9 protein-coding genes and 1 CRISPR repeat array (1 of these 10 cut by a window edge) are annotated in these 13,194 nt (G+C 39.8%); of the genes, 2 read left to right on the top strand and 7 right to left on the bottom strand.

The window, feature by feature from the left end:
• Positions 1 to 97: 97 nt before the first annotated feature.
• A complete protein-coding gene (locus V7K98_RS26305) occupies positions 98 to 1,288 on the top strand; it encodes a SpoIIE family protein phosphatase (protein ID WP_335027314.1) in 1,191 nt (396 codons plus the stop codon).
• A gap of 43 nt (positions 1,289 to 1,331) precedes the next feature.
• Here V7K98_RS26305 and V7K98_RS26310 read toward each other — a convergent pair whose 3' ends face one another.
• The 7 genes from V7K98_RS26310 to V7K98_RS29005 form a co-directional block, all read right to left on the bottom strand.
• Positions 1,332 to 1,658: an STAS domain-containing protein gene (locus tag V7K98_RS26310; protein ID WP_265271162.1), complete on the bottom strand. Its 327-nt coding sequence runs from the start codon at positions 1,656 to 1,658 to the stop codon at positions 1,332 to 1,334.
• A 103-nt stretch (positions 1,659 to 1,761) separates the two neighbouring features.
• Positions 1,762 to 2,469, bottom strand: coding sequence for a PIG-L deacetylase family protein (locus V7K98_RS26315; protein ID WP_335027318.1), 708 nt, complete (start codon positions 2,467 to 2,469; stop codon positions 1,762 to 1,764).
• Between the two features lie 317 nt (positions 2,470 to 2,786).
• Positions 2,787 to 4,793, bottom strand: coding sequence for a glycosyltransferase (locus V7K98_RS26320; protein ID WP_335027321.1), 2,007 nt, complete (start codon positions 4,791 to 4,793; stop codon positions 2,787 to 2,789).
• A gap of 39 nt (positions 4,794 to 4,832) precedes the next feature.
• On the bottom strand, positions 4,833 to 6,350 hold the full coding sequence (locus V7K98_RS26325; RefSeq protein ID WP_335027323.1) for a DUF3131 domain-containing protein: 1,518 nt from the start codon (positions 6,348 to 6,350) through the stop codon (positions 4,833 to 4,835).
• Positions 6,351 to 7,406, bottom strand: a complete 1,056-nt coding sequence (locus V7K98_RS26330) for a hypothetical protein (protein WP_335027325.1) — start codon at positions 7,404 to 7,406, stop codon at positions 6,351 to 6,353.
• Positions 7,407 to 7,589: 183 nt separating this feature from the next.
• Positions 7,590 to 10,397, bottom strand: coding sequence for a DUF3131 domain-containing protein (locus V7K98_RS26335; RefSeq protein WP_335027327.1), 2,808 nt, complete (start codon positions 10,395 to 10,397; stop codon positions 7,590 to 7,592).
• A gap of 16 nt (positions 10,398 to 10,413) precedes the next feature.
• Entirely contained in the window at positions 10,414 to 10,638 is a 225-nt protein-coding gene (locus tag V7K98_RS29005) for a phage integrase N-terminal SAM-like domain-containing protein (protein ID WP_442940445.1), read from the bottom strand.
• A 360-nt stretch (positions 10,639 to 10,998) separates the two neighbouring features.
• On the opposite strand from V7K98_RS29005, the gene V7K98_RS26340 reads away from it, so the two are divergent.
• Positions 10,999 to 11,322 carry a hypothetical protein gene (locus tag V7K98_RS26340; RefSeq protein WP_335027329.1) on the top strand — a complete coding sequence of 108 codons (324 nt, stop codon included), beginning with the start codon at positions 10,999 to 11,001 and terminating at the stop codon, positions 11,320 to 11,322.
• A gap of 358 nt (positions 11,323 to 11,680) precedes the next feature.
• Positions 11,681 to 13,194: direct repeats of the CRISPR family, unit length 37 nt; unit sequence ATTGCAATTATCTAAAATCCCTATTAGGGATTGAAAC; it runs 626 nt beyond the window's last position.

Raw genomic sequence — 13,194 nt, forward strand, 5'->3', positions numbered from 1 at the left:
AATTTGAGTATTTTCACTATACATTTCAAACTAAATTGCATATAAGTTGAATTAGAGCTATTACTTCCTTTTGATTTTACTTAGTAAACTTTAATTTATGTTGAAAATTTTAGTTATTGATGATGACCCTATAGTGCGAACAGTACTGAAAAGAACCCTCCAAAATCAGGGTTATGATACCAGTATCGCCAAAGGTGGAGAGGAAGGAATTGCACAAGCACAATTACTACGTCCGGCTCTGATTATCTGTGACTGGATGATGTCCCAGGTAGATGGGTTAGAAGTATGTCGTCGAATTAGAGCAAATCCAGAGTTGGCAACTACTTTTTTTATTCTATTGACGGCTAGGGGAGCAGCTAAAGGAGAAGAAGAAGATCGAGTTAGGGGACTTGACGCTGGAGCAGATGAGTTTATCTCTAAACCAATAGAGATGAATGAATTGAAAGCACGGGTAAGAGCAGGACTCAGGTTACACCAGCTAAATCAGGATTTACAAAGTCAAAAAGAAGTTTTGCAGACACTAAATCAAGATTTACAAACGCAAAAGCAAATTTTGGAAGCAGAATTAGCTGAGGCTGCTGATTATGTGCGATCGCTTCTACCCTCACCGCTTGTAGGATCAGTAACTACAGAAAATCTGTTTATTCCGTCGGCACAGCTAGGGGGTGATTGCTTCGACCATCATTGGATCGACGAAGATAATTTGGCAATTTATTTGTTAGATGTATCAGGTCATGGGGTGGGTTCAGCCCTTCTATCGGTATCGGTGTTGAATGTTTTGCGATCGCAATCTCTCCCAAACACTAACTTTTGTCAACCCAGTGAAGTCCTAAAAGCACTCAATCACGCTTTCCAAATGACGAAGCACGGTGATAAATACTTCACAATCTGGTATGGAGTTTATCACCGCCCTAAACGTCAACTTATTTATGCTAACGCCGGACATCCACCAGCTTTACTCTTATCTAAGACCTCTAAAACAGGCATCCAAGTTAAACAGCTAAATTCTTTAGATTTACCAATTGGTTTTTTACCCGATGTTCAATTTGAGGATGCTGTTTTGGAGATCGAAGATAACACCACTTTATACATTTTTAGTGATGGTGTTTATGAAATTAATCAGTCAAATGGCGAAATTTGGGGAATTGATGCTTTCATTGACTTGCTAACTAAATATAGCTGGGAAGATACCTGTAATTTAAATCAACTATTAGAGAACATTTTCACCTTAAATTCTCAAAATAATCTTGATGATGACTTATCTTTGGTAAAAGTTAACTTTGGTTAGTATAGCCAAATATACACATCCAAATTTTGTATTATCTGACAGCCTATTGCGTTGCCAATATTTGGCTATTGAATTCATCTTGATCTGCAAAGGTTTGAAAAATTCTATCCATTTTAGTCAGTTCAAACAACATCCTGACTTGAGCGCTAATGGAACAAACAAAGAGTTTAGCATTAGCATTTCGCGTCATTTGCATTGCTGATACTAAAGCACCTAAACCAGAGCTATCGATAAAGTTTACTCCTTTCATATCAATCAATAAAATCTCAGTTCCGTTTGCTAGAGCATCGCTTACTTCACGACGCAGTTCATTACCTCTAATACCATCTAAAATCCCAGATAATTCTAGTATTTTCACACTTAAACTCATTGTTTTGTCCTATTATTTGCTTGAGAAAGATGTATTTATATTTTGGCACTGACATCAGGTAAACTGCAAGACAGATAGCAGTATTTTTGTGATTATTATGCAATCAACTATGTTGAATTGCTTGTCGATTATTAGCTATTGCAGTAAAAAAACTAGCATCTACACATTGACGAGAAATTTCAAAAGCTTCAAAATAGCCATCTTTCTGACCTAATTCTCGTGCCCAGAAACGAGATAAAACTAGTATGGCATCAAGTTGCATAAATGCTTTATTCATTTCTGACTCATAACAACCGATAGCTGCAACTTTTTCTTCAATTACAGAAGTAATATCCACAAAAAAGTTGGGTTCAAAACCACGTAAAAAAACAGGTGGGGCTGAATACCATAAAGTTATATTTTTGCGCGTGGCAACATTAGAAACTGCGATCGCACACACTTCATGATCTCTATGTCCATATTTTTCAGGTTGTGGTGCATGAGTAATAATAATATCCGGTTGCCAACGCCCAATAGCTTCTTCAGTAACTTTAATTACTGCTTGGGTTGAAAAATTGTACTCCTCAAGTGCATAAAACTCGTAAGTTGCACCGATGATTTTACCTGCTGCATCTGCTTCTTGATGACGTGTACCCTTAATAGATGAACTGGAAAGACTGCCATCTGTCAAAATTAAGCAACGAATATTCCACCCTGCCTTAGACATCAGGCTGAGAGTGCCAGCAGCAGGTAGAACTTCATCATCAGCGTGAGCATAAATTGTTAAAACAGTTCGCCCTGCAAAGTTGTTTGAGTGTGAATCAATGTTCATTGCTGTTTTCTTTTGAGTTAGGAGTTATGAATTAGGAGTTAGGAATTAAGAGTTAGGAGTAGAGACGCGATTAATCGTGTCTCTACAGTTATTTTCATTTTCCCTGTGTCCCTCTTTGAGGATGTTTTAAAAGTCGTGATTGATGTATCAAATATTTTTACCCCACCCTAACCCTCCCCTTATAAAGGGGAGGGAACTTGATTTTATTGTTTCCCCCCTTTACAAGGGGAGGGAACTTGATTTTATTGTTTCCCCCCTTTACATGGGGGGATTAAGAGGGGTAAAAAATCACACCGTATAACTTTTCAAACACCCTCTTAGACTTCTTTTGGAGGCTGCCAAACAGATGCACGGATAATAGCCCACAAAAGTAACAAGTTATAGATAGCCCATGCACCATTTATTAGGTGAAGCCAAGGATTATTTAGATTACCAATTGTAAATTTGTAAAGGCTCCATAACATTCCTAGAATAGTCAGGATAAAGATAATTAATTGAGGCCAAACTAGTTGGATATACATTCCAGATTGCCTCAGCTTAGGTGTTACTTGAAATTTGAGATGACTCCCAAAAAATACGGTTAATATGGCTTGAATAAATAAGGGGAATAAAGAGATCGTGTATTGTTCGGATCGCCAAATTTCTCTAGCAGGAATGCCCCAAGTAGCAGTCATAGCAGTCAAACGATTGATAATAAAAACGGGGAAAAAGTGGATGGCAAAATCATACCCGTAGCTTTTAACTGGAACGATGTCTGTGAAGAAATAGATGATTGGGCAACAAAGAAAAACAAGAGTAGAAAAACCACAAAAATAGCTATACATTGTCTTGAAGTAATGCAATCTTTGCCAAAATGTTAGCCCTGCTTTTGTGAATGGACTTTCTCTCAGTAAGACTTGGATAGTACCTTGTGCCCAGCGTAGTCGCTGTTTTAAGGTAGATTTTAAGTCATCTGGTGCTAAACCTTCTGCTAAAAGTTCACGGTGATAAATAGATTTCCAGCCAGCACTATGTAGACGCATTGCTGTATTCATATCTTCTGTAATACTGTTGCTGGATAGACCACCAATTAATTGAAATTCATCTAAACGTTTTTCATCTTTGACAAACTCATCAGCAAAATGTTGTAGTCCAACACTAATAAGTGCTTCACGCCTCAGAATCGCATTTGTGCCTGTATAAAAAGCGGCATTCATGCCATCTTTGCCTTGCTGAAGTGGCCCATAAAATAAATTTGCTCGATGTCCAAAGGGATCGCCCGTAGGAATATTGTAAAAATCTTGGGGTGTCTGGACAAAAGCAATTTGATTTTGTTCGTATTTCCCTATGAAAAGATTATAGATAAAGAAATAAGGCAGAACTCGCTTGAGAAATTGTGGCTTGGGAATATGGTCAGCATCTAGGGTAAGAATAAACTGTCCTGAAGTTTCTCCAGAAAAAATCGCGTAATTGAGGTTCCCAGCTTTAGCGTGATGGGGTACACCAGCTGGTTTGGGACGAGCAATGTAGCGAAAACGAGCGAGTTCAACTAGTTCTAGTTCTTTCTTGCGGATCGCTTCTTCTAAGGCTTTCTGTTCGGTAGTTAGGCGATCGCGTAACGTCTTTACAGGAGAATAGTTAATAGTATAATCTTCTGGTGTTAGCCAAAGAATAAGCGATCGCAAACTTTGCACAAATCCAACCGCAGGCTCATTAACTACTGATTCTGATGACGCTTGCAGCCATTGTTCGGCAGCTTGAGTATTAGGTGTCAGATTTTCTAGTTGCTTTAAGCGCTCCAACAAACAAGAATGTTCTGCATCAATCCGTTCCGCTTCTAGCTGTAATTGTGGTGACTGCAAATCCTCAATACACAATCTTTCTGTCATCGCTCGCATATCAGCCGAGTTACCATCATCCAGCACATAAACACGTAACTTTATTGGCGGATAATCCATTGCAAGAGCAGCTTTGACAGTTTCTTCGACAATTTCCGGCGGCTCGTTGTAGCAAGTCACAAAGACATCCACTGTTGGCCAGTCGGATCTCGGTAGAGGTGGGTTCATCTGGTCGAGAGACTTAACTTGTCGCTCTAAAGGTCGCCATAACCCAATCACAAACATCACACCGCCGAAATAGCTATAAATTTCTGCCATCAGCAAAGGAATAGAGATCCACAGCGCATCAAAATTGACGGAATTGGTGATCCGCCATTGTAAATACCAGATGCCAAAAATTAAATTTATTTCTGCTAGATAACGAAATAACAGCGTTCTTTTTTTGAGTGATGAGCGACTGTTACCAGAAAAATTTGAGGAATTATCGCTAATAGAAACTGAAGTCATTTTAGTACTAGTAATTGGTAAAAAATTCTGAATTGGGAGTTAGAAGTTGTTAATAATTTTCTTTATTTCTGCTGCCTCCCCCTGGCTCTTGGCTTCAAGTACAAGTGGATGTCTGCCTCTGGCTTGGTAAAGCAAACTTTCTAAAACGATCGCATTTGTATTAATGTCAACTGAAGCATTAACACCTAGTCGGGAATTTTCATATCGTCCTGAAAAATAGCCGCGATTTTTATCGGATAAATTTTGAGCAAAGTCTCGTAGCCTTTTCGTGTAAGGGTCATCTGGCATGAGCGCAAACCAAGAAAATGCTGCTTTCGTACTAACAAACCGCAATTGGGGATAGGCTTTTCCGCTAGTGTTAACGGCTTGCCAAGATTGACCATTGGAGTAGACGCTGTAATACAGAAAGTAAGGGGGACGATCTAAGGAATCTTCATTTACAGCAGTTAAAATTCCAGTGCGCTTAAATCGTTGTAACTGTACTTTGAAAAGATTTTGCACTTGAGATTTGACAGCATCATTCCAACCCATTTCTAAACCCCAGAGTAAATAAGGATCGTTCGTTAGGTAGTTAGTAGCCCCAGAGCTTTTGAGATTCCGTTGATCGACTTGGAGAGTAATGCCATCCACTTGAACCGTCTTGACTGGTGGATTAGAGAGAGCATTAGTAGCTTGAATACCCCAAAGCTTTAAACTCTCGGCAGCATATTGCTCGTAGCCTAATCGCCCTTCCTGCACTTCGAGAAGTTTACCTGCTCTGGGGATAGCACCATTTAACCAACCATCTTTGACAAGTTTCGATAGATTCCAGCGAGCAACGATGTGATTAATGCGTGAAGCAAAGCTGTCGCCCTTAGGCGAATCGCTATATTCTGGATAATGCGATCGCATAACATGCAATCCTAATAAAAATCGCGCCATATCTAAAACTGACCAACCACTTCTACCTTTGGGATCTGGGGTGTCATTGAGTTGGCGCATTTGGACAGTCCGGGTGCTATAAGCTTTGTTGGGTAAACCTGTTGCTGGTAGCGGTAGTTTTTCCAACGTCTCTAGCAATGTGTTCATCCGCTTTTGAAAAACATCTTTCGGCAATAACCCTAACTGATAAGCCGCATGAATTCCCAATAAGGCGCTACCCTGATCCCACCAAGTTGTCCACGGTAAGTTGTCTACCGAATTTACTAAACCTGTTTGGGGATTCCAGTTACGCTCAAAATATTTCCAAGCCCGTTTAGCAGCAATTTGATCCGCTTCTTCAGTCAATCGTGGTAAAGAAGTTGTTGGCGAAGGAATAACAGGTTTTTCTGGTGTAGCTGTTGGTGTCGGTTTTGGTTTTAGCGGTAGTGGCGTAACTGTGGGAACATTCGGTTCTGGAACGGTTTGTGACGATGGTGTTTGAACATCTGAGTTAAAGTTATCAGGGGCAGCAATAATCGTAGATGGCGTAGGAGAGCATTGCCACGTCGCCGTAATTGGACAAAGCAGGGGTTGTTGATTTGTCGTTGCGTACAAAACTGATTGCAAAATCATGCTTTTGATGCCGCTTGTTGCCATTTAAATTTTTTTTGCCAACTCAGTAGGCGATAAATAGCCGAAAGCCGGATTACTTACCGCTTCTTTATAACCAGCAGATTTACCGCTATTACTGTTAATTGCCCAATCACATTCTTTATTAATATTGAAATAAAGGATGGCTCTTACACCCATCCCAGCTAGCTGAGTATAAGAGTCTCGTAACCATTGGTCTTTGGCACTGTTTTGTAAACCATTTTGCGTATTACTTGTACTAGCTGTTTGAGCGATGAAAATCGGTTTACTGCCAGCCATAACCTTCATCCGCTTGATATATGGTTCAAAAACTTCTTTCGGAGTATTCCAGTGTTTCCAAGAAGAATTACTACAATACCCCCAGTTGTACGAACTAAAGGCAACAACATCTACCGACTTGTCCCCAGGATAGTAGTTTTCAAAACGATGTTCATTGTTTTGACTCCAACCATTAGGTGCAAATACCCAACGTATTGCTTGTGAAGATACACCAGCCTCTTTAAATATCTTTTGGATGCGTTGATAAGCTAACTTGAAGTTCTGCGGGTCTTGGCTGTATGCTTCTCCAGGAATGTTCATCTCTTGCAACGGCGCGATAAACGCTATCCGACCCTCTCCTTTATTTACCCAATCAGCGTAGGCTTTCGCTACTTTTTGTAGAGAACTATCTACATCTCCCCTAGCAATCTCTGCTGCTGAACGAGTGGATTTGAGATTAATAAAAGCTGTGTATCCGTTGTTTTTCAGTTGTTCTAGGGAAATTGGAACGTTGTAGGCAGGATTTGAGTCCTCGATATCCAAGAACAATCCAGCAATAGAATGGCGCTTACCAACCCATTGATCGACTTGACGTAATTGGCTGTCAATTGTACTTTGATTTCCTAGATAATCTGGGGCATATAGTCCCAGTAGTACAGGAGTCTTGGAAGCTATTTGGTTGCGAACTTGCTTTAATTTCAGGTTTTCGAGTTGTTTTGAGGCATCAGCAACTGCCAGATTTTTATTCGCAAAGACGCTTCCTAGTAAAATTAGCATCATCAGCGCCAGCCGTACCTTGTCCATAGATTTGAACGAATAAACAGAGATTTTTAATCTAGATGTCTGTTGCTGGTGAAAGCTACTGCATCATGTACAAGTATTCCCAAATACAACTGATTAATAACAAACACGACTTGGTAATTACAGAAAGTCGGCGTGAAAGCCCAACTCTTAAAGGGTTGGGCTTAAAGTAAATTGCGTTTCAACTTATTTTGTGACTGTTGTACCAGTTACTAGCGGAGTTTTTTGGCTATCTGAAATCCAGTAACTTCCAGAACTATCAGAAATTAACTTGGTTTGTTGTTTGGCAATGTTGGGTAAACCTCGCCCAGAATTTCCTTTACTAACTTCTTGCCACCAGGGAGATTTCATGTTATTAGTCGGACGAATTAAAGGTTGTTGATTCATCACCTTGTACAGCAAGGATTGCAAAATTATACTGTTGGTGCTACTGGTGAAACCAACTGCGGTTTTACCCGTGGTTTCATAGAAGCCCTCATAAAATCCGGCTGATGGATTATATAAATCAGTCGTTCCTTGCAGTAACTCTTGACTATACTTATTTTCTGGAAGTAGGGCATGATAGGCAAAAGCGACTGCTGTACTTACCAATCGACCCTTTGGTACAGTTTGCCCATTATCTGCTAAAGCTACCCAAGGCTCACCTTTGCCTGTAATTGTGCTGTGGACAGTGTAAGGCTTGCGATCGATCGAGGTGGTAGCTGAGGCTGTGAGCGTGCCGGTGCGACGGTAACGTTCAGCTTGCGCCTGGAAAATTGGCTCAAAGAGCGATCGCATTTGTGGATCTAATCCAAACTCCAGCGCATAGAGTAGGAAAGGATTGCTAACTGTGTATTGGTTAACTTTTGAGTTGGTATCTGTGCGGTGGCGTTGAATTGGCACTTTCACTCCCTCTACTAAGGCAGTTTGATATTCACCACCAACCGCAGAATTTTCAACATTAAAGCCCCATAATTGAAAAGCACGGGCTGCATATTCTTCATATCCCAAGCGGGTTTCGGGGTTGACGCGGGTAAGCGATCGCCCATCTTGCTCTTTGGTAACGGTAGCACTAGAAAGAATACCCTCGCGCACCACACGCAAGTATGACCAATCCAGCACAATTTTATCTACCGCAGCCGTGTATTCTGGATGAGAGGTTTTTAAGTTATAAAGCGCTGCCAGCATTCTACCTAAATCTAAAGCTGACCAGCCGTTCCCTTCTGCAATTGCATTTCCACCATAATCTATTGATTGCAGCGATCGCGTATCATAACCCCGACTCGGCAATTCTCTAGCAAATAATGGTAACTTTATCAATGCTCCTAAAAGATGTCGGGTGCGCTGATCAAATTCCTTGGGGGTAATTATATCGAGCGATCGCGCTGCATGGAGTCCTGCAAGATAATCTCCTAGTCCCCAGAGGGTTGCACCTTTGAAATCACTGCGATCGTCAATTAGCCCATTTTTAGAGTGATAATTCGCTTGAAAGTATCGCCAAGCCGCCTCTGCATAACGCCGTTCAATCACCGTCAAGGGTCGATCTAGTTTGAGGTTAGATGATGATTCGGGACTATTCACTGGTGGAATAGGTGCAACAGCCACTTCTATAGGTTTAGAAGTATCCGCAGGGGTTGCGATCGGTGTCTTAACAGGAGAATTCGGTTGAGTTGAGGGTGTTGCAGGAGAAGCATTTTCACTGGGTTTGCCAGTAGACACACTTGCAGAACCAGAAGAAATTAAAGGGTGATTTCCCTTAGCTTTGTAGTATAAAATCTCCAAAATCAGCCCATTAGTATTACCTGTCAAAGTTTTATTAGGCTGTTTTGATTCTTCATATATCCCAGCATAGTAACCACTATCATCAGGACTGCGGAGATCGTTGACTGCATCAAAAACTTTTTGAGCATAAGCATTATCTGGAAAAAGATAACGCCAGCCAAAAGCCGCTTTGGTGCTGATGCTGCGAAACTGGGGATAAGGTTGATTAGCATCCGTGATAGTTGCCCAGTTTGCACCGTTGGCGTAGACGGTGTTGTAGAGAAAATAAGGCGCTTGATCTATATTATCTTCTGTGACAGCAGTTAACTGGCCTGTGCTATCGTAACGCCGTTTTTGGACATCTAAAACCCTGGCAGCAAAATCAGCTAACTCACCTTGTAAACCAAATTCAATCCCATCAAGGATATAAGACTCACTAACAACATAATTATTAGCGTTAGTGCTTTGAAAGTCACGGGTATCAACGGGAATTTGGACACCATTAATTTCGACTAACTTAAACGGTTCTAAAGAAATAGCCTTGGGTGCAGAGAAACCCCAGAGTCCATAACCTCTAGCGCCATATTCTTCATAGCCGAGTCGTCCTTCTTGTACCAGTAACGTTTTGTTGTCTGGGAGAACAGTAGCGCCAAAAAGTTCTCCATCTTTTAGCGATCGCGCCACTTGCCACTTTGCTACAATTCCTTTGAGCCAATCATTATATTGTGGATGACAGGTGCGGATAACATCAAATGCCGCCAGGATTCGCCCAACATCCAAAGCAGACCAACCAAGACCCCGTTCAACGGGATTGTTGCCATAATCAACCATTTGTGCATTGGCTGCGTTATAGACTTTATTGGGCAAAGTATCCTCAAATAACTTCAGGCTGTTGAGAGTCGTCAAAAACTTGTTGATGCGGGTATCAAAGTCTGCTTGGTCAGTAATATTCAACCAGCGTGCAGCATTCAACGCCATTAAATAATTACCCATATCCCAGAGTGTACCAGAAGGATAACCCCCAGTAGAATTGGTAAATCCTGTTGCTGGCTGATAATTTTTGACAAAATACTGCCAAGCACCACGAGCGTAAGTTTGTTCTTCAGGGGTAAGCGGGGCTGTAATATTGCTACAGCTATTAGAATTTTGGGATAAGACTGGTGTCGGGATGTAAAACAATAATTGCAGAAATGTTCCAACTAGAAATAATGCAATCCATCTCAACGGCTTGTGTTGATGGGGTTTGTATCTCATAATAATGCGAGGCTCTTTAATACTTGACTTTGAATTGATGCAGCGACGTTTTTTTTACAGCTAAATGTCTTAATAAGGCTCTTATTTGCACACTCACCATATCTTTGGCATAGCGCTGATTGTGAAAACAGATGTAACGCCTAATCAAGTCAATGTAGCTTTTTTCTGTTTGGTAACAATGATGCTGAAGCCGAATTTTCTTCTGTACCCTTTCTAGTAGGTTATTTGAATATTTTTCCATAGAGTAATATCTAGAAAATTTACGTATAATGTCCTGATTCGGATATTACATGGAAAAATCTTGAATATCACCAAGGAATATACTTAAAGTCAGGTGTTTAAAACCAAAATTCGGTATTTATACGGGTATTTTCGGTCTAATATCTAAAAGAGTTTATAGATGGAAAATTCTGGATAACTACACCAAATCAGATACTCTTGACGAGATAATATCTCAAAGCATTCTGTATATATTCCACGCCAGTCATTCGTTTCTAACCTACGGTGGTTATTGGAAATGGTGCAAAATATCAGATTTTTCCGGTTGAGGCAAAATATAAGTGAATAATTACTTTACATTGAATATATATAGCTAAAACTCATGGAAATACCCCAGCGCGTATCAGTCCGCTACAAAGATGCGTCTTTCAATAGCAACGAAATCCGCTTAAGAACCTTCCGGCTTGGGTTACAAATATGGGAAGAACAAACCAAACCTAGAAAAACAGAGCTTTATCAGTTTATATCCTCTTGCTTAAAGCAAGTTGACCGTCAAGATCGTTTTATGTTTTCTCTGTTATTCATAGAATTAACAGACCTCATACGCAATTCTTCCCTAGAAAGGGGAACGAAAGAGGTTTTGATTAAAACAGCTTTTAGGGAATTTGCTTGTGCAATAACAGACTTTGAAGACGTTACCAAATAAAATTAGTCATGAGGTGTTGGTATTGGGTAGGCGTAGCCCAACCGAAGCATCGCCTTAAAGTTAGGTAACTCAATCCAGTAGGATATCTATAAAGTAAACAGCTTTCCGATCTCATTAGTTTTTTCGCTAATTGCGCGGATAGGTAGGTGTTGGATAAGGGGGGACTAGAAAAATGGCTGAATTGTCCTATGTGCAAGAGCTTGAGAGCGATCGCATTTCTAAACCATCCGCGCACCTTATGGAGACTAGCTTTCAGCCATTTGCCTCTAGCCAAATTACAACTCCTCATGTTATGCTTTGTCTATTCGCGCAACCGAACCTTGAAAACCAAATAAGGCAATACTTTCAGAAGCCAGCGATTGCAATTATCTAAAATCCCTATTAGGGATTGAAACTAAGTGTTTTTGAATCTTGCCATACAAAGTAAGGATTGCAATTATCTAAAATCCCTATTAGGGATTGAAACAAGGTGATTTTGCACTGGCTAGCACATCCTACTTATTGCAATTATCTAAAATCCCTATTAGGGATTGAAACGTTAATATGCTGAGTTTACTAGTTGCTTTAAATCATTGCAATTATCTAAAATCCCTATTAGGGATTGAAACTCAACCCAGGGAATCTAAACGCTGGTGGACTAACCATTGCAATTATCTAAAATCCCTATTAGGGATTGAAACGGATTAGTATCTTTTGAGTATTCCATTGCTGCATTGCAATTATCTAAAATCCCTATTAGGGATTGAAACGCTTGCATCAAGTGCAAAGGTTCCGGTATGCCCATTGCAATTATCTAAAATCCCTATTAGGGATTGAAACTTATCTAAATATTCACATAGCCATTTAAGCTGGCAATATGATTGCAATTATCTAAAATCCCTATTAGGGATTGAAACGAAGGTAATCAGAGCTTTCGCGGATACTTTGACATTGCAATTATCTAAAATCCCTATTAGGGATTGAAACGATTTACCGTAGCTTAAGCATGGTTTTGTAACAAAACATTGCAATTATCTAAAATCCCTATTAGGGATTGAAACAGCAGCTTCTGGGAGTTTGTTAGCCGCAGAAAAATTGCAATTATCTAAAATCCCTATTAGGGATTGAAACTCATCTATCAAAAGCCCTGCCATCTTATTGGCGGATTGCAATTATCTAAAATCCCTATTAGGGATTGAAACTATTGTTGCTTCAATGATATTTGTGCTATCAGCCTTCATTGCAATTATCTAAAATCCCTATTAGGGATTGAAACAAAGTTTCGGTAATATTTAATAAATCTAAGGTTACAATTGCAATTATCTAAAATCCCTATTAGGGATTGAAACATCTTTCCCTGGCTCCGTATTTGATGCCAGCGATATATTGCAATTATCTAAAATCCCTATTAGGGATTGAAACAGCAATTTTCCTGCTACCCAGGCTATAGCGGGAAATTGCAATTATCTAAAATCCCTATTAGGGATTGAAACAGTTAATTTTGTAACTTAGAAGCGATCGGATTATAATTGCAATTATCTAAAATCCCTATTAGGGATTGAAACATAATTGGATTAGTTTAGAAGGAAATAATTTATGCTTGCTAATTGCAATTATCTAAAATCCCTATTAGGGATTGAAACTTGTCTCCAACCAACTTTGATTTATCAGCTATGACATTGCAATTATCTAAAATCCCTATTAGGGATTGAAACATTTTACTCAGTACATATAACACCTCGCAATGCCACAAATTGCAATTATCTAAAATCCCTATTAGGGATTGAAACAAAGAAGGTGAAAAGTTTGGTATTCAAGTGAAGTATTGCAATTATCTAAAATCCCTATTAGGGATTGAAACAGCCACTTTTTGAAGCGCTTTGCTTGCGGTTT

Source organism: Nostoc sp., from assembly GCF_036917435.1.
GTDB lineage: Bacteria > Cyanobacteriota > Cyanobacteriia > Cyanobacteriales > Nostocaceae > Nostoc.